The following is an 18244-nucleotide window of genomic DNA, read 5'->3' as shown; positions in this document are numbered from 1 at the left end:
ACAGTAATTTTGCAGTAATCAATGCTGATGATTACTATGGAAAAAATGCTTTTAAATTACTCCTAACAAAAAGCACTGATTTTCCTGAGCCTTATTTAATGGTGGCTTTTCAATTAGACAAAACCCTTTCTGAATTTGGTGGTGTTAATCGTGGATTTTGCCAGTTTGACTCTCATAATTTACTATTAAGTATTGATGAATGTCATGACATTAAGCGTGTTGTGAGTGATGATGAACAAAAAATTACCGGCCAATTTAATCATTTAAGTACAAGAAGTGAACTTCAGCCAAACAGTCTAACATCAATGAATTGTTGGCGTTTTACCACAGATATATTTTCAGCGATAGAGGTTTATATTAGTAAAGCTGTCACTGACAACAACAAAGAGAGTACGACTGCAAATGTTAATCGTTTTGAATGCTACTTACCAGCCGTTGTTATGCAACAAATAGCGCAAGAGAACAAAAAAGTTAAGCTGCTAACCTCGACAGATAACTGGTTTGGCTTAACCTTTCCTGAAGATACAGCTTTAGTTGAAAAGAACATAGCTAACCTTCATCAAGAAAAAGCCTTTGCTACGCTAGTTAGCTAAAAGCTGGTTAAGTAAAGGTACAACCTTCTCTTGAGTTAATGCTAATTGGTCAAAAAGTACAAATTGTTGGCGAGCCTTTACGATGAAAATTTGGCAATGATTACTGTTAATCATTGCCTCTATATACCACAAACCATTGATCAAATAACAACAAGCGAGATAGGCAACTACTTTTTCTTTATCGATAACAACATCAGCACATTGCTGATAGCTTTGAATAGCAATATCAACATCGGTCAGCATTAACCCATTAATCGCAATAAACATCGCAATATCGTATTCAGCTTCAGCTAAACAACTACATTCAAAATCGACTAGCCATGTATGATCCAGCGGACTTTCAGGGTTAAACGAGTCGCTTAAGCGAATGTTTTCATCATTTACATCACCATGACATAGCACCAAGCGATTATTTTTTGATTGAGATGGCGTTATCTTGCCGATAATTTTATTCAAAACAGTCCGCTGAGTTGGAGTGATTGCTTTGTTTATGGTTTGGCTTAACATTAGCGGTTCAATCGCTAATGTTGGATGATTTAGGGGCAATTTTAATTGATGTGTTTTGGCCATCAAGTTCATCGCAATGATAATTTTGTTGATGGGTAAACGGGTAAAGTTTTCAGCAAAGTAATGAGCGAGTGAATCGCCCACGATAAACTGACACACCAACCATAAGGGTGAATGATAAATTATTGCCGGTGCCAAACCAGCTTCGGCTGCCAGCAAGTTACTCGCAATTTCAGCCATGGCGGTTTCTTTATGGTTAGCGAGCGATTTAACAAAATAATCTGTTTCAATAGAATTTACAGTAGAAATAACGCTAAAGCACTCATGACTTTCACCGCCAGCCAACGGCGTAATTTTATACTGGCCCTTGGCAAAACAAGGTAAGGCTTTAATTTCTTGAGAAATATTGTCAATGCTTTGATTCATTAACGTTGTCACCTAACTATTCTGTCGCAGACGCAATATTACCATTTGATTGATGATTATTTTTTTGGTATTTACCCAACCACATCACATAACCAACAATCGCAATGACCACATATAAACAAAATAACACAACCGTTGGTTGTAAGTCTTTTTCGATGTAAAGATAAATAGAGACAAGATCAATTACTATCCAGTAGAGCCAATTTTCTAATACTTTTTTAGTCACTAAATAGGTAGCGAATACAGCAAAAACTGTAGTAGCAGAATCTAGATAAGGAAAATCTGTTGGTGTGTAGTTGTCCATTAACCAACCAATAGCCAAAGAACAGGCTGTTAGTAATAATATAATTTTAGTGTGAAAAATTAATGGCCAGCTTTGAATCTCAAGCGTCGATGAATGTGCATTGCGGTTAACGCCATGATTGGCAGACGGCGAAATTTTACGCCAGCAATACCATCCAAAAATAGCCATTACGAGATAATAAACCTGAAGTACCGCATCCATCCATAAATAGACATCATAAAAAATAACGGTATAAATAACAGTACTGACTAACGCAGCAGGCCAGCACCAAATATTTTCTTTTGCTGCAAGTACGACATAAAACAAAGCAGAAATAACCGCTAAGAGTTCCCACAAGGGTAAACCATAAAAATAATTAAGAGTGCTTTGTAGCGAATCAATCATTAGCTTTCAGCTTCTACTTCTGAACGATCACCACCAATAAACTTACAAACAAACACCGCCGCATTTAAAGTTTGATGAACATGTTTAATTTCTGCCATAACATGGCGAGTCGCTAAATCGTAATCACCAAAAACTTGTGTGCTCATACCGTTAGTGATCACATTTAAACCATCGACATTACGTAGACGCTTTATAAATGCCCAAATCTCAGTTTTAAACTGCTCTTCTGCTAGTGGATACAAACTAATTTCTATCGATATTTTCATATTATTTCCTAATGGTATGCCACTTTTTTACAGTGAACAAAAACTGCGTGATCCTAAACAAAAACCGTCATCCTGAACCAGAAACCCGTCATCCTGAAGTTGTTTCAGGATCTCATTACTTTAAGTCTCGAATACAGATACTGAAATAAATTCAGCATGACGGCATATTACTTCAACATGGTGGCATATCAATTCAGGATGACCGCGTATTAGCTGAGGAGCGCTTAGCTTTAAAAGTTATAATCAAACGTTAAACCAAATACCGCGGGTTCACCAAACTGATAATAAGCTTTATCGGCATAACCATCGCGTGGGTCATTACCAAAGTAAAAACCACGCGTTTGGTATTCTTTATCAAGTATATTACGCGCCCATAATTTCACTTGCCAATTTTGTGCTAAATAACGAATTGATCCCTGTAACAATGCCACCGAGTCAGATTTTTCATCATGACTGTCAGAAAAATAGAACTCGTCTTTACCATCTACAGCTAAGTTGAATTGCCATTGGTCATTAATAAAGTAGTTCAATCCAAAGTTAAATTGATGGTTTGGCGCATGTGCTTGATCGCGACCTGTTTCTCTATCACCATTTTTATAAACATAGCCACTAAATTCAGTATCAAGTAAACCTAAGCCACCATATATCTCTAGGTTGTCTGTAACATTCCAGGCGGCTTCAATTTCAATACCTTGGTTATAACCTTGCGCGGCATTGTCCCAGTAACTAATAAACTCTGAACTACCATCTTGGCGTTCTTTAAGGTGGTAACTACTTATTTGAATATCGTCTCTGTCCATATAAAAAACAGCGGCACGTACATAAGCACTATCATCAAAAAAGTTTGCCTTATAGCCTAGCTCATAATTCCACAAATATTCAGGCTCAAAGCTACGTAGGTCTTCAGATAATGTACCACTTGAATTAACGCTACCAGCTTTGTAACCACGGTTAGCTGAGGCATACATCATAGAACTTTCATCAACTTGGTAAGAGAGTACGACTTTACCACCGACCATATTATCGTCAGGCGAGTTATCAATCGCGTCGGAATTATTATAGTCACTGCTACGACGTTCAATTCGTAAACCCGTAGTTAGTCTAAATTTTTCATTTAACTGCGTATCAAATTGTGTAAAAACAGCAAAAGTGTCAGCGTTATAGCTTGATGAAAAGTCACTGGCTAAATAAGTGTATTGGCGCTGCAGGTCTTCTTCTTCTTGTTTGACGTAAATACCGGCAACCCACGAAGTTGTATTCGCAAAAATATTAGCATCAGGTTGAGAAACAAAGCGAAGTTCAGCGGTACTGTTCTTTTTGTCACGTAGGTAATGATCTGTTGAAGAATAACCATCCACTTCAGCTAAACAACCCGTTGGTGTAATACAAGGATCAGGATTATAAATACCGTTGTCCCAATCATCAGCGATCCATTCATATTCACCATAAGCCCAATCTTCATCATAACCATAGGCTAAGTCCGAATTTGCATGACTAAGAGTAGACACCACATCAAACCCTTTGATGCCTGAATAGGTAAATTTTGCACTCATTGCTATAGTTTCTTGCTGATCAAAACCAGGCTGGTTTGAAAAAGACGTTCTGTTGTTGTCGAGTGAAAACGCGTCGTAGCCATTGTCAAAATCAAAGTACAGCACAGCTAAATCAATCGTTAAATGTTCACTTGCTGTAATCGCTAACTTGCCACGTAAAGATGTTTCATCACGATTATTGGTATCGTCTTTTTCTAGATAAGTATTTTCAATAAAGCCGTCACTTTTATATTGCTCCGCTGAAAAACGGTAATTTACTTTTTCACTGGCAGGACCAGAAAGTACAAGCCCTGCGCCGACACTATTATAGTTACCTGCACTAAAGCGTACGGCTGATTCAAACTCATCGCTTGGTGCATTAGTCGACATATAAACCAAACCAGCTAACGCTGTGGCGCCAAACCGGGTGCCTTGTGGGCCACGAAACAATTCTACTTGTGCAATATCAAACGTAGAAGCAATACTGCCTATGCCTGAGAAATCAATATCGTCAACAACTAAACCGACCGAAGCATTAATAGGTTCTTGAAATTGGCTACGCTCGCCAATACCCCTAATTTGATAGTAGCGGGCGCGTTGAGAGCCACTTGAATAATTGACATTAGCAATTCCGCCAACAAGTTCTTCTAAATTTTGGGCATTACGAAGTGCAATGTCCTCTTGAGTCAAAATAGATAAAGACGAAGGCGTATTTTGAACATTGATTTCGCGATAATCACCCTTTACGGTGATTTTTTCGAGTACGTCTGTGTCATCAGTTGCATAAGCAACAGGTAAATTTAGGGAAAGTGCTAAGGCAATGGCTAAAGGAGATTTTATTAGGTTCATACAGCGCTCTTTTTTTGGCATGCAAGCAAAAGAGAGCAATACAACAATACAACGCAAGTAAGCACTTACATTAAGTGTTTACGACAAGTATTTAAAGTATTAACCATTCCTACGCCGGCATTATCCGTTTCAGGTATTAAGGGTAAAAATTCTCAGCAATATAGAAGCGTATTAACAACCACTTTATATTGCACCCCTTGGTTTGTTCGGCATACTAACAATTTTTTTACCAATGTACAGGAAATTGTCATTATTCATGACCATGTATTTGCTTAATATGATGATTTTCAGTAAATTAGCATTATAGTTTTTTTTATTAAATTGCCATGACAAATCATCTAAGCCAAAATCATTTATGTTCAGTAACCTTATTAGGTAATTTAGTTGCTAAACCTGACATTCGTTATCAAGCAAACCCTGTAGTTGCCGTAGCTGAACTCGTCTTGGCGACTCATAGTAAATGGTTTGATAAAGCCAGCAATCAATTTAAAGAATGGACGAGTTACCATACAGTTAAAGTGATTGGCGATATTGTTGATCGTTCGCTATGTCACTCACAAAAAGGCGATGTTATTTTAGTGCAAGGCTATTTACTCAATAGTAAAAAAGCTAATCGTGAAATATTACACGCCACTTATGCACAAACATTCGCTAAAGGTTACGCACAATCAATTAACCAAGTGCATATGAGTGGGGAAATTAGCAGTGAAATTAATTTAGTACTCACCGAGAATAATAAAGAGTTAGTTGCGCTTAACTTAACGGTAAATAATTTAGTGTATTCCCCTATAACTCAGCAAACCCAAAATATCTCTATCGAACGTTCAGTGCATATCTGGGGTAAACAAGCGCATTATATTAAAGATAAAGCAGAGCTCGGTGACCAGCTAGTTGTTGATGGCAGATTAAGCTACCTTAACGATAGTAAAAAATCACAGTTTATTGATTCTCACCAAGTCGTTTTATTGAAACATTAACATTCATTCACTATAATTTTTATAAATATGGGATTGTTGACGCGATATGGAAATTCTTTCTTATATAAAAAAGATAGTTAAGCCTGCACTTTCAACGGTACTCGTTATTTACTGTTTATTAAATGTATTAACAACCGTTGCAGAAGAATATAATCTTGAGATTTTAGCGAAATTACCCACACTTAGTACGAAAAATAAAATAACATTAACTCCATTACCCCATGGAAGAAAAGATAAAAATCAATATTTACTTGCAGATGAAAAGGGCGAGTTATCTTTACTCAGCGGTGCCAAATTACTTTCTTTATCTCGCTTACCCTTAAGCAACCAAAATAACCTAGCACAAGTAAAGTTAACCGCTTTCACCTTACATCCAAGCTTTTCGTTAGCAGATAAACCCGGTTACCAAACCTTTTTTACAGCTCATATTGAACCCAAGAAAACAAATAATAATGTTGCACGCTTAACTCTGTTAGAGGATCCAGTAACATTGCCATTTGACGCGGTGGTCACCCAATGGCAATACGATAGTTCAGCCCCTGTGCCTATAGACAAAAAGCAACGCAGAGAAGTCATCAGAATTGCGGTTCCTAGCCTTACCCATCATATCCAGAAAATTGCTTTTAATCCTTATAATAAAGTATGGCACGAAGACTACGGCTTAATGCATATTGCCCTATCAGACAGTGTACAAAAAAAATCGAATGCTAATACAAGCACTTTATATTCTGGTGTTGTTTTACGTATTAACCCTACAAAATTTGGTCTCAGAAATTATAGAACGCCAAGCAGTAACCCTTTCATGAAAACAAATAGTATTAACAATGAGATTTTTATTTTAGGGGCTCAAAATATCAATTCTTTTTCGTGGTCGAAGCAACATTATGGCGCATTGCTCATAGAACATACCTACGAGGGTGTTCACCAAGTCGCTGTTGCAGAAAAAGGGGCTGATTGGCGAGATTCTTATCAAAAGAAACTCGTTTTTACACTTAAGCCTAACCAATGGGGCAATGAAAGTATTTTTCCATATTATGGCAGATCGCTAAAAAACTCTGTTGGCAATATTTTATACCTTGCTAATAATGCAAAGAATTGGCAACTTGCTCAATTTAATACCACGATAAAAAATGGTGAGATTAAGGAAGAATTTTCGGGACAAGCTATTGGGTCTTTTAACAAAGATGAGCTTTCCCCAGCAAATAAAGTTTCACTGCTCTTAGATCATGCCGGCGAACCTTTACTACTAGATTATGCCAACAAGCGATTATTATCCATTCAACCGAGTACATTGGTAATTGATAAAGACAGTAATATTGAGGCCAGAGTTGAACAAGAAGAGCATGATGAGCAAGCAGACACAGTAAACAGTAATGCTTACGGCAATCTCTTATTAATATTATTTATCTCAGTAGTAGCCGTGGTATTTTATCGATTACGACCGAAAAGCAATGCTGTAAAAGCGAAATTAAGCAGTCAGTTTGCTCGGTTTGAATTAGATAGCTCGCAAACGACCCTATTATTTTACAAACGTCATCAGTCTGAAGTAGATAGCCAACTTGCTATTGCTGACATTGTTAAGAGTGAAATTTCTATTAATGATAATATTGTCAGTACCATCAATAAAGATAATGACCATGGCTACAACGAACAGCGAGAAAACCAATTACGCCTCAATTTCACAAAAGCTCATCAACATAAACTTATTAATGATGAAATCCGAGAGGTTCAGCTTTACCTGACAGATTTAAACACTAAAGAATATGTCATCTGTTTATATCTACGCAAGGGCAACCATCGTCTAACTAAGGCAAAATACTTTGACACTTTAGAGTCATTGATTGATTGGAGTTGGTTTATCGCGAAACAATTAAACCCGCAGGCGACACAAAAGCGTAAAATAAAAGCGGCTGTATTTGAGCCTCCCATAATAAAGGCATTGGTAAAAGTAGAACAACATCGCGTTATTAACAAAGAAATAGAATCGGTTAAAGAACATAAATCAGCAGAAGAATTACACAATATCACTATCCATGACTCTGAATTAATTAATAGTTTAGATAGGCTTGCCGACTTAAAACAAAAAGGCTTTCTCAATGAAGAAGAGTTTAGTTTAGCTAAAGCTAAGATCTTATCAGACATCACAGATAATAAATAAATGCTAAACAGACGCACTAAAACACTATTTTTGATCACAACATTGATAGGTATTGCCATTCTTTTTAGTGTGCTTTTTTCTTTAGATGCACTGCAAAGTAACAACCTACAACCTCTAATTGATCAATTCATTCCTCAAGGACCACTGGGGGCACTGACCTTATTAACCGTATTAGCCTTACTCACCAGCATAGGTTTACCTCGGCAAGTTGCGGCTTTTTCTTGTGGCTATATATTGGGTATCTTTTATGGTGCGCTAGTCGCTACTTTAGCGGCAACACTCGGTTGTATATTAACGTTATTGGTCGCAAAAACTTTTTTTAGACAAAGAGTGCTAGACACCTACCCTGAAAAACTTAACCGCGTATCTGTTTTCTTTTCAACGCACACTTTTAGCAAAGCATTAATTATTCGTTTACTGCCAGCGGGCTCTAACTTTTTAACTAACATACTAGCAGGCATTGCCAACATAAAAGTCATCCCTTATGTTACAGGGACTTGCGTTGGCTTTATCCCACAAATGTTAATATTTTCATTACTGGGTGCAGGTATTAAAGTGGGTCAAAATCAACAAATATTATTGAGTTTATGCTTACTCGTTGTCGCGTTAATTTTTGGCTATTTACTTTATAAAAAAGAAAAAACAGCCAAAAAAAAAGGAGCTGTTTAGCTCCTAATTATCACACTAATATCGATTAGTTAATCAAGGGTAAGTAAATGCTTAACTAAATTATTGTAGTCGGCTTCAAAATTTTCTTTGTCTAAACCGGCATTATCAATTTTATAACGACCATTAACAATAACCGCAGGAACGCCAGTTAAACCGCCACTTTTCGCATAATAGTCTTGTTTTTTCTTCATTTGTTTAACTTTGCTGTTCACACCAAAGCTTTTCATTAATTTATCAAATTTCTCGCCGTCAGCGCCATTTAATACAAAAACATTACGAATATCTTTTTCAGAGGTAAAAACAGCACGTTGTACATGAATATAATTAAAAAGTGCACCCATGAGCTTTCTTTCCATACCTAGCTCTTCAGCAACGACTACCGCTTTACTTAACATTTGCTGCATCACCGGTGAAGCACCACGTAAGAAATCCACATGATTAAATTCGAAGTTAACTCCTGCTGGTAATTGTTTTTTTACGCTAGCCATAAAAGGTTCAAAACGAAAACAATGCGGGCAATAAAATGAAAAGAATTCACGCACTTCAGGTTTTTTCGTCACTTGTTCGCTAACAACGGTATAGTGCGTACCTTCTTGATAATTTGCTGCAGATGCCATTAATGGCAACAAGAGCATGACAAATAAACTTAATAATTTTTTCATTTAATCTTTTTCCTCTATGATAAATTTTGCACTTTTTATTATTAATAATTATGCAGGTAATAAACTTAATGGGGGCTGTTGAAGCGCAGACACTTGCTCTTTAAGCATCAGAATTTGCTGTTCCCAATATTTATCCGTATTAAACCATGGAAAGTTATGTGGGAACGCTGGATCTTGCCAACGCTTACATAACCAGGCCATATAATTAACAACTCGCATGGTACGTAATGATTCTATCAAAATAAGTTGCTTGGGTTCAAATGAATAAAACTCTTCGTACCCAGATAGCATCGTATCAAGCTGTAACAATCGCTGTTGGCGGTCGCCAGAAAGCATCATCCATAAGTCTTGAATCGCTGGCCCCATGCGACAATCATCTAAATCGACAAAGTGTGGGCCATTGTCCGTCCACAAAATATTACCCGCATGACAATCACCATGCAAACGTATTTCGTTACTGGGTTGATATTGCTCGGCGGCTATATCAACAACTTGCTCTAAAATAGTAAAAAAAGCTTTGCTCAAGTAATGGGGGACGAAACCAGAATCTTTTATGATATCTGTTGCCTGAAAAAGCATTTCTTGCTTATTAAAAGTTGGGCGATGCTTAAAACGTTTTGTTGCCGCGACTGCATGAATGCGTCCTAAAAATCGTCCCATCCATTCAAGCTGATCTAAATTGTCAACTTCAAATATACGACCACCACGGCAAGGGTAGATAGCAAAATTGAAGCCTTCATAAGAGAAAAGTGACTCCCCTCCAATTTTTAATGGCGCCACTAACGGTAATTCTTGCTTGGCTAATTCAAAAGCAAAACTATGTTCTTCTCTTAGTTCAGCTTCGGTCCAGCGTTGTGGCCGATAAAATTTAGTAACATATTTTTTCTTATCATCATCATGAAATTGATACACACGATTTTCATAACTATTTAAGGCAAGCAAGCCACTATCAACAAAGAGGCCTGTGCTTTCCAGGCCATCTAAAATTAAGTCGGGTGACAGTGTAGTAAAATCAAATACAGACATTAGCGTTTATTAAAAAACCTACTTTCGTGTTCTAGAGAAACGTCATCTTCCTCTGAAACCAGTTCAATAACAAATGAAATATCGGTCATGTACTCTTTTAATTCATAAGGGTCAACAGAAAGGCTCATCGGCAAGGTATAGACACCCGCAGCTTTTACCATAACTTCTTGTTCGCCATGCCATTTAGTATTTGCAATACCTTTTACTGACAAGCGATAAACGTTGTCGGTTTGTGATTTGTTTAATATTTTTAAGGTGTAAACATTTTCTATGTCACCGTTAAATTTTTCTTTAGCTAACTCATTTCTGTCACGAATAATATCCATGGTAACAGGGACTCTATTAACAATTTCTAAAACAAGTAAGCTAGTCATCACTGTTAAAACAATTGCATATCCTACTAATTTTGAACGGATAAAGTGAACTTTTTTGCCTTGTAATTCATGTTCGGTGGTGTAACGTATTAGCCCTTTCGGGTAATTCATTTTTTCCATAACATCGTCACAGGCATCGATACACGCGCCACAGTTAATACATTCATACTGTAAGCCGTTACGAATATCTATACCTGTTGGACAAACCTGCACACAAAGGTTGCAATCAATACAATCACCGATGTCTAACGATGCGTGCTCTATCTTGCGAGAGCGCGCGCCACGGTCTTCACCACGATTAAAGTCATATGAAACTGTTAAGGTATCTTTATCAAACATCGCTGATTGAAAACGCGCATAAGGACACATATGTAAACACATGATTTCTCGCATCCAACCAGCATTTCCATAGGTACAAAAGGTAAAAAACCACACAACCGCGGCTAAAGTAAACGAGGCCTGAAAAGTGAAAAAATCAATAAAAACTTCATCTACTGGTGCAAAATAACCCGCAAAGGTTAATGCTGTTAACAGAGAGAAAAATAGCCAGCAGGTGTGCTTCAATGCTTTGCGCCAGAATTTGTCAAAATCAAGTTCACGGCTATCGAGTTTTTTACGTTGATTAGCGGTACCTTCAATTTTTTCTTCAAACCAGATAAAAATAAAGGTCCAAACGGTTTGAGGACATAGGTACCCACACCAGACACGCCCTAAAAAGGTGGTGATGAAAAACAATAAAAAGGCACTAAGAATACAAAGCCAAGCGAGTAGTGTTAAGTCTTGCGGCCATAACGTTAACCCCCACAAAGTAAAACGTTGCTCGGAAATATCAAATAAAATGGCTTGATGATCGTTATATTGTAACCAAGGCAGTAACGCAAAAAGGGCTAAAAAAACAAAGTTCATTCTTTGCCTAAGCAATTGAAAGACACCACTAACCTTACGCACATAAATTTGGTCACGTGGCTGGTAGGTTTCTACCTTATTAGGTTGATGTATCTGAATGTTTTTAACGGGAATTTGTACCGATGTTTTTTTGTTCTTGTCTTCTGATTTCACGATAAATCCTTGATATACGAGAGCACCGAGATTATAACGATATTTAGCGAACAATACGTTATAAAATAATTTAAATTAGTGAATAAGCCAAAAATTGATTATTCTTATATAACCATTCAATTATATGAAAATTTATGAAAAATTTATTGATCTTAATCGTTGCAACTGCATTATTTTTACACTTTTACCCACAACCAGAGCTAGAAGACTGGTTTACAGAAAAGAAAACAATGATTATCGATAGATTTTCAGAAGCGACTGATACGAGTGTGAGATTAAAAGCAGATAAAATTTATACCGATTTAAAAAGCGAACTTGCTGGCTTTAGCAGTGAAGAACAGGTTTTTTTAAAAAAAATAACCACCGATAGAAAATCAGTAAAAGCATTTTTTATCGACTACTGTAACGCTAATCAGCAAAGCCCTCATCTTCATCATGAAAATCAAAAGAAAGTTTGCCAAACTATTTCGCGTTATAGTTCGCTGCTATAAACCCATAAAGCAATTATTATTTATTGACGGGAAAACCGCGCTACCGAGAAACTAAAACAAATATCGATTCTCAATAGCTCTATGTGTACTAAGCAGAAAGGCTTGCTAACAACCTAGAAAATGCTTGTTCTGATTTTTGCTCTAAGTGATGTGCTCCCGCTTTAATCACCCAGTGGCCATTCACCATAACGTCGTCAACCATGTTCTGCTGGCTCGCAAAGATCATACTGTCTAATAAATGTTGGTCATGATGTGCAAATAAAGCCACTTTTTTTGCGTTAAGTACCAGCAAATCAGCTTGTTTCCCTACCGCCAATTCCCCCGTATTACTGTTGGTACTTTGCGCGCCGCCTAACGCTGCTTTTTGCCACAAATTACGACCCACTGAGGGTTCATTTTCTGTTGCCAAAATGGCACGTTGCTGTTTAATTAATCGTTGAGCATATTCTAGCCAGCGCAATTCTTCCACGGGATTAACTGAAATATGGCTATCAGATCCTATCGCTAAGGTGCCTTGTTCAGCTAAAAATTCAGTGGTAGGAAAAATACCATCCCCCAAATTTGCTTCAGTGGTTGGGCAAATCCCTGCAATAGCTTTACTGGCAATAATACCTTGGCGTTCTTGCTCGTTGATATGCGTGGCATGAATTAAGCACCATTGTTGGTCTAATGATGCATTATTTAATAACCATTCCACCGGACGTTGACCATAATGTGCTAAACAATCGTCCACTTCTTTTTGCTGCTCAGCAATATGAATATGCACAGGGGCTTTATTGTCTAAACCTCGTACATGTTTTACCGCTCGTTCTAACGAAGGCTTGTCAACCGCTCTTAACGAATGTGGTGCAATGCCAACATTGGTATTTTGATACTCAGCACTTAAGGTAAAGCAATCACTGACCAGTTGATTGAACTGTTCAACTGAATTAATAAAACGTTTTTGCCCATCAGTTGCGGGTAATGGGCCAAAGCCACTAAACCGATAAAGTACAGGTAATAACGTTAAGCCAATCCCCGATTGTTGACTCGCCTTAAAAATAGCTTTTGCCATTTCTGCAAGTTCGTTGTGGTTATCACCATTTATTTGATGATGTAAATAATGAAACTCGGCTACTCGGGTATATCCCATTTTAAGCATTTCAATGTAGAGCTGGGTGGCAATTATTTCGGCATCATCTACGGTTAGTTGGTCAATAAATTTGTACATAACGTTACGCCATGTCCAGAAACTATCTTGACCTTCGCTACCCTGCTCACTAAAGCCTGCAAAAGCACGCTGAAAGGCATGAGAATGACAATTAACCATACCGGGAATAACAACACCTATTTTTTCAGCGCCATCAATATACCCCGATGCGATTGCCGTGATCACCCCGTTTTCTATTGTCAGTGTTTGTTGTGTTTTCCAACCGCTGCTGAGTAAAATACGTTCTGCAAATAACTTCATCAATAATACCTGTGCTAATTTTTTTGTTGCGAAAATTCAATCAATGTTTTTACTAATTGCTCAAGCTTAGGAATAACGTCATTTGCCAACGCTTCGTTATATTCAGGGCTAGGCTCACTCATATAAGTACGTTGCGATAATTCTAGCTGCACCGCATGAATGTTATTTTCTGGCTGACCATATTCACGGGTAATAAATCCCCCTTTAAACCGCCCGTTAGTGACCATTGAGTAAGGTGAATAATCAAGTTTTTGCAGTGCCATTATTAATTCAGGCGCGCAACTCGTACCATCAGCCGTGCCAAAATTAAAATCGGGTAATTGCCCTTCAAAAAATCGAGGCACTTTTGATAAAATAGAATGTGCTTCAAGTAAAACAGCTTGACCAAATTTTGTTTGAATATCAGTTAATGTCGTTTTCAAGGCTTGATGATAGGGCTGCCAATACGTACTTATTCGATGAGATATTTCAGCTTTATTAGGTGTTTGTCCATCAAGATAAAGTGGTTCAAGATCAAAAGAAGTGGTCGGACAAAGTTCAGTGCTATTAGCTCCTGGATACAAATCAACACCTTTAGGGTCTCGATTAAGGTCAATAACATAACGGCTATACTTTGGCATAATAATATAAGCACCTAGCGCTTGAGCAAAAGCATAAAGTTTGTCTTTATGCCAGTCTGTATCAGCCACTTTTTTACCTTGCTCTGTCATTTTATCAGCAATGTCGCTAGGTAAATTTTCACCATTATGTGGCATACTAATAAGTAACGGAATACGACCTTTTATCAACGTATAGGTGTCAGACATTTTAACCCTTTAATTGTATATACAACTTGTGCAGACTAATTTATCATGCTGTTGCTATCGCAAGCAAATTTATTGTTCTATGCGGGTAGCGAGAAAGAGCCTTTACGGCTTTAATTATCGTACCTTTTAATAAATTTTCCCGTCATTAGCTCATTGTACTATCCCTATTATTTACACATAAAAGTATAACCTTGATTAAATTTTAAGATAACGATAGTGACTTATAACGTATATTTTTTCAGGCGGTTTCTCGTTAATATTGCTAAATAGATTTGCTGGTTAGCGACTTATAGCATAGAGTGTATTTTATAAAAATTAACTTTTACTCTCTCATGTAGACCTAAAAATCAAACAATGAATGATGACACTATAAGTAACTTACAGCGCATTTTTAGGTACCCAATTTGTTGGCTTAAACGTACTTTATTTTGCAGTATTTTATTAATCACATGCGGTGTTTATGCAGAACAATCACCCAATAGAAACAATTCCCCTCTTAAGATAGCCCTACCCGACAGATCATCAATTAATGAAGCCTCTGGAGAAAAATTCCAACTACTCGTCAATTTTCTCAAAGAGTACTGGCAAATTTGGGCGATAGATAATCAACGTGAAATTTCGTTTAGCTATATGTCAACAGATAAGGCTTATGAATCGCTAGCAAATAATAGTATCGATATTATTGCCATGACCCGATACCAAAAAGAGCAGTCGAACATATTTTTCAGTATTCCTTACGCTAAGTGGAAACAAAGAGTTTTCCGTCGCATCCAAAGTAATAAAAGTGATGGTATGCAAATCGGGATATATTCCAAAGAGCAATCAACGCTGGGTTTTCTTAGCGAACATATCGATCGTTATTATTATCAAGATATTGACAAATTACTGGGTAATTATCAAAAGTATGATGCTTTATATTCAACAGAACCTTGGTTACTTAATGAAAAATTAAACGAATATAATATCAGTGGTGCTTTTCATATAACGAAGGATGAAGTCCCTGAAATTTACTTTCGTTTTGCGGTCAACAAAAACGATAGAATGCTAATGCATGAAATTAACAATAGCATTCGCTCGGTGAGTCAACAGCAAGCTGAGTTATGGAGTAATAAATATTTAGAATTAAATCAAGGAGATATATCCTTAACGTTTGGTCGTTATTTCACTCATTTATCTTTTGCTGAAAAAGATTTTATTATTGACCATAATCAACTCTATTTTTCTGTTCTTGCCAATGGTTTTCCTCCCTACATTATTACTAAAAACTTTAATCATATTACTGAGAGAGGTTTTACTATTGATTTATTTAATATTTCAACAGCGCGAACGGGGATTGTCTACAAACCGGTTTATTTAAATAATATAGAACAAGTTTTCGCCTATTTAGAACAACAAAAAATCAATGTGCTTCCCCTCGTGGAACAGAATAAAGAAAGAAAAGAAAAACTACACTTTTCAACACCTTACCTGAAGGCCAACTATAGTATGGTGTACCGTCATAATGACACTATAATAGACGGAATAAGTGGCATTGCTAACCAGAAGATTGCCGTGGTCAATGACTTTAATGTCACAAAATTAATAAAAGAAAAACTACCTTTTGCCAATATTAATTATTTCGACTCGATGATCGAGGCTATTTCTTCGGTATCATTGGGCGAGTCTGATGTATTTATAGGAGGGTCACTGATCTCCTCCTATTTAATTAAAGAAAATCGCTTATCAAATTTAACAAGCCAACCCTTAATAAAATTTAACGATAGTGCTCAATTCTCTTTTGCAAGTAAGCTTGGCCATGATGAGGTTATCAGCTTACTCAATCGCACCGTCAAAAGTATCTCTGCAACAGACTATGAGCGACTTTATGCTAAATGGAGTCAGTCAGCTTTCCATAATAATAATGCCGATAAGCAAATTGCTAATGCTTATCGGAACGTCAGTTATTTATTTGCGGCGATTATGCTTTTTGGTCTCATTATTTTTTGGATTTATTACCGTCAACTCAGGCTAAGAAAACTTGCACAAGAAAAAATTGAACATGCCTTGGCGATTGCTGAATCAGCAAAAACAGAAGCAGAAAAATCAGCTCAAGCCAAAATAACTTTTCTTGCTCGTATGAGTCACGAAATTAGAACCCCGATGAACGGCGTTTTAGGCATGGCAGAAGCGCTCGCGTTTACCTCTTTAAATAAAGAACAGAGTGATTTACTTGAAACGTTGCAAGGTTCAGCAACCAATTTATTAGCTTTATTAAATGACGTACTCGACTTTTCAAAAATGGACGCAGGTAAGCTTACTTTAGAGTCTGTACCCGTAAATTTTCATTTACTGTGTAAAAATATTATTAGTGGCTTTAATCACATAGAACAATATAAAGCGCTAGATATTAACTTACAAATAGACAGTAAAATAACCCATTGCTATTTGACCGACCCTACTCGTTTCACACAAGTGCTTAATAACTTGCTCAGTAATGCCGTTAAATTCACCGAAAAAGGACAAATTGACCTAATTGTCTCTTTACTTAAAAGTGAGATCATTAATAACAACACCTATGACACGCTTTATTTTGATGTTAAAGATACTGGTATGGGAATAGCAGCAAACAAACTAAACTTTTTATTTACCCCTTTTATTCAAGCCGATGATGACATCACGCGAAAGTATGGTGGTACCGGGTTAGGGTTAAGTATTTGCCAAGAAATAATTACCGCTATGGGCAGCGAAATTAAAATTGACTCAACTATTAAGCAAGGTAGCTCCTTCCATTTTACTTTAAAATTAAAGCAATCAAATTTAGAGAGTACAACTGATAACCGCCGTAGCAATACTCGTTTAGTTAATGCTGCTGACGATGATCGCTTTAAAGGCCTCCGTATACTTATTGCTGAAGATAACTTAGTCAATGTTAAAGTGCTCAGTGCCCAACTTGAACGACTAAATATTAAGGCTGATATTGCTTACGACGGTAAGGAAGCTTTAGATTTACATGAAAAAGAAGCTTATGACATTATAATTTCTGACTGTCACATGCCTAATATTGATGGCTTTGAACTTGCTCAAACACTGACGAAAAATATTCAAAACCGTCCTCTTTGGCTAATTGCCGTTACTGCTGATGCGTTAAGTGGTGCGGCAGAAAAGTGCAGCGCTGCCGGGTTTGATGACTACATGGCGAAGCCTTGCCCACAAGAAGAGATCACGAATAAACTTAACAATGCCTATCGGCAGTTATTGAAAAGACAGCAGAAACAGAAATTAACGCAACAGAATTTCACCCTCTTTGACTTAGATATGCTACTAAAAAATAATGAACACGATATTGAGTTGAGTAAAAATGTTGGCCAACTTTTTATTGCCTCTTGGCAAAAAGAAAAACAACAATGGTTAAGTGCAATCCAAAAACCTGATCATAAATATATACAGGCACTTGCTCATAAACTAAAGGGGAGTACTCGATACTTTGCCCATAATGAAATATCCAAAACAATAAATAATATCAGTAAACAAGCAAAAGCAGAAAGTAGTGACGATATAAAAGTATCTGCTACACAGCTTTGTTTGCAACTAGATATTCTTACTGAAGAAATTAGTTGCTGGTTATTATCGGCATCGCGATAAGCCTGTTATTAATAATGTAAATTATTTATTATCAATCGCTTTAATCAATCGTTATAAGTTATTTATATCACTTTATTAAATTAATTTATT

At 36.8% G+C, this 18244-nt stretch carries 15 protein-coding genes and 1 riboswitch; of the genes, 6 read left to right on the top strand and 9 right to left on the bottom strand.

The window, feature by feature from the left end; all coding sequences use genetic code 11:
• The first annotated feature begins 98 nt into the window (after positions 1–98).
• Entirely contained in the window at positions 99–593 is a 495-nt protein-coding gene (locus H4J39_RS15295; protein WP_182229257.1) for a hypothetical protein, read from the top strand.
• Here H4J39_RS15295 and H4J39_RS15290 read toward each other — a convergent pair.
• From H4J39_RS15290 to H4J39_RS15275, 4 genes are all read right to left on the bottom strand, one after another.
• Positions 582–1526, bottom strand: coding sequence for a phosphotransferase (locus tag H4J39_RS15290; protein WP_182229256.1), 945 nt, complete (start codon positions 1524–1526; stop codon positions 582–584). The genes H4J39_RS15295 and H4J39_RS15290 overlap by 12 nt on opposite strands.
• 16 nt (positions 1527–1542) lie before the next feature.
• Entirely contained in the window at positions 1543–2214 is a 672-nt protein-coding gene (gene pnuC / locus H4J39_RS15285; protein ID WP_182229255.1) for a nicotinamide riboside transporter PnuC, read from the bottom strand.
• A complete protein-coding gene (locus tag H4J39_RS15280; protein WP_182229254.1) occupies positions 2214–2480 on the bottom strand; it encodes a hypothetical protein in 267 nt (88 codons plus the stop codon). The genes pnuC and H4J39_RS15280 overlap by 1 nt, the downstream gene beginning before the upstream one ends.
• A 230-nt stretch (positions 2481–2710) precedes the next feature.
• Entirely contained in the window at positions 2711–4861 is a 2151-nt protein-coding gene (locus H4J39_RS15275) for a TonB-dependent receptor (protein ID WP_182229253.1), read from the bottom strand.
• Positions 4862–4950: 89 nt separating this feature from the next.
• Positions 4951–5069: riboswitch (TPP riboswitch) on the bottom strand.
• Between the two features lie 118 nt (positions 5070–5187).
• Here H4J39_RS15275 and H4J39_RS15270 point away from each other — a divergent pair.
• From H4J39_RS15270 to H4J39_RS15260, 3 genes are read left to right on the top strand one after another with little or no spacing between them, the layout of a single operon-like run.
• The gene (locus tag H4J39_RS15270; RefSeq protein WP_182229252.1) at positions 5188–5838 is read left to right on the top strand and encodes a single-stranded DNA-binding protein; all 651 of its coding nucleotides are present in this window, start codon (positions 5188–5190) and stop codon (positions 5836–5838) included.
• 46 nt (positions 5839–5884) lie between these two features.
• Positions 5885–7996 carry an SHOCT domain-containing protein gene (locus tag H4J39_RS15265; protein ID WP_182229251.1) on the top strand — a complete coding sequence of 704 codons (2112 nt, stop codon included), beginning with the start codon at positions 5885–5887 and terminating at the stop codon, positions 7994–7996.
• A complete protein-coding gene (locus tag H4J39_RS15260; protein ID WP_182229250.1) occupies positions 7997–8665 on the top strand; it encodes a TVP38/TMEM64 family protein in 669 nt (222 codons plus the stop codon).
• A 29-nt stretch (positions 8666–8694) separates the two neighbouring features.
• Here H4J39_RS15260 and H4J39_RS15255 read toward each other — a convergent pair whose 3' ends face one another.
• The 3 genes from H4J39_RS15255 to ccoG are packed head-to-tail and all read right to left on the bottom strand — an operon-like array spanning position 8695 to position 11786.
• A complete protein-coding gene (locus tag H4J39_RS15255; protein WP_182229249.1) occupies positions 8695–9327 on the bottom strand; it encodes a thiol:disulfide interchange protein DsbA/DsbL in 633 nt (210 codons plus the stop codon).
• A gap of 48 nt (positions 9328–9375) precedes the next feature.
• Positions 9376–10353, bottom strand: a complete 978-nt coding sequence (locus H4J39_RS15250; RefSeq protein ID WP_182229248.1) for a serine/threonine protein kinase — start codon at positions 10351–10353, stop codon at positions 9376–9378.
• On the bottom strand, positions 10353–11786 hold the full coding sequence (gene ccoG, locus H4J39_RS15245; RefSeq protein ID WP_182229247.1) for a cytochrome c oxidase accessory protein CcoG: 1434 nt from the start codon (positions 11784–11786) through the stop codon (positions 10353–10355). Before ccoG ends, H4J39_RS15250 begins: the two co-directional genes overlap by 1 nt.
• A gap of 134 nt (positions 11787–11920) precedes the next feature.
• On the opposite strand from ccoG, the gene H4J39_RS15240 reads away from it, so the two are divergent.
• Positions 11921–12277 carry a hypothetical protein gene (locus tag H4J39_RS15240; RefSeq protein ID WP_182229246.1) on the top strand — a complete coding sequence of 119 codons (357 nt, stop codon included), beginning with the start codon at positions 11921–11923 and terminating at the stop codon, positions 12275–12277.
• Between the two features lie 88 nt (positions 12278–12365).
• Here the strand turns inward: H4J39_RS15240 and H4J39_RS15235 are convergent, their stop codons facing one another.
• Positions 12366–13727 carry a formimidoylglutamate deiminase gene (locus H4J39_RS15235; protein WP_220462225.1) on the bottom strand — a complete coding sequence of 454 codons (1362 nt, stop codon included), beginning with the start codon at positions 13725–13727 and terminating at the stop codon, positions 12366–12368.
• Between the two features lie 14 nt (positions 13728–13741).
• Positions 13742–14533 carry an N-formylglutamate deformylase gene (gene hutG, locus H4J39_RS15230; protein ID WP_182229244.1) on the bottom strand — a complete coding sequence of 264 codons (792 nt, stop codon included), beginning with the start codon at positions 14531–14533 and terminating at the stop codon, positions 13742–13744.
• 354 nt (positions 14534–14887) lie between these two features.
• Here hutG and H4J39_RS15225 point away from each other — a divergent pair, with 354 nt between their 5' ends.
• Positions 14888–18154, top strand: a complete 3267-nt coding sequence (locus H4J39_RS15225; RefSeq protein WP_182229243.1) for an ATP-binding protein — start codon at positions 14888–14890, stop codon at positions 18152–18154.
• The last annotated feature ends 90 nt before the right edge of the window (positions 18155–18244 follow it).

Origin of the sequence: Colwellia sp. Bg11-12, assembly GCF_014076955.1 — a bacterium.
Classification (GTDB): Bacteria; Pseudomonadota; Gammaproteobacteria; order Enterobacterales; family Alteromonadaceae; genus Colwellia_A.
This window is presented reverse-complemented; position numbering and strand designations above follow the sequence as displayed.

Bases quoted from the DNA above. Each gene is read 5' to 3' on its own strand.
- H4J39_RS15295 (WP_182229257.1), top strand. From the start codon at position 99: ATGGTGGCTTTTCAATTAGACAAAACCCTTTCTGAATTTGGTGGTGTT.
- H4J39_RS15290 (WP_182229256.1), bottom strand. From the start codon at position 1,526: ATGAATCAAAGCATTGACAATATTTCTCAAGAAATTAAAGCCTTACCT.
- pnuC (WP_182229255.1), bottom strand. From the start codon at position 2,214: ATGATTGATTCGCTACAAAGCACTCTTAATTATTTTTATGGTTTACCC.
- H4J39_RS15280 (WP_182229254.1), bottom strand. From the start codon at position 2,480: ATGAAAATATCGATAGAAATTAGTTTGTATCCACTAGCAGAAGAGCAG.
- H4J39_RS15275 (WP_182229253.1), bottom strand. From the start codon at position 4,861: ATGAACCTAATAAAATCTCCTTTAGCCATTGCCTTAGCACTTTCCCTA.
- H4J39_RS15270 (WP_182229252.1), top strand. From the start codon at position 5,188: ATGACAAATCATCTAAGCCAAAATCATTTATGTTCAGTAACCTTATTA.
- H4J39_RS15265 (WP_182229251.1), top strand. From the start codon at position 5,885: ATGGAAATTCTTTCTTATATAAAAAAGATAGTTAAGCCTGCACTTTCA.
- H4J39_RS15260 (WP_182229250.1), top strand. From the start codon at position 7,997: ATGCTAAACAGACGCACTAAAACACTATTTTTGATCACAACATTGATA.
- H4J39_RS15255 (WP_182229249.1), bottom strand. From the start codon at position 9,327: ATGAAAAAATTATTAAGTTTATTTGTCATGCTCTTGTTGCCATTAATG.
- H4J39_RS15250 (WP_182229248.1), bottom strand. From the start codon at position 10,353: ATGTCTGTATTTGATTTTACTACACTGTCACCCGACTTAATTTTAGAT.
- H4J39_RS15240 (WP_182229246.1), top strand. From the start codon at position 11,921: ATGAAAAATTTATTGATCTTAATCGTTGCAACTGCATTATTTTTACAC.
- H4J39_RS15235 (WP_220462225.1), bottom strand. From the start codon at position 13,727: ATGAAGTTATTTGCAGAACGTATTTTACTCAGCAGCGGTTGGAAAACA.
- hutG (WP_182229244.1), bottom strand. From the start codon at position 14,533: ATGTCTGACACCTATACGTTGATAAAAGGTCGTATTCCGTTACTTATT.
- H4J39_RS15225 (WP_182229243.1), top strand. From the start codon at position 14,888: ATGAATGATGACACTATAAGTAACTTACAGCGCATTTTTAGGTACCCA.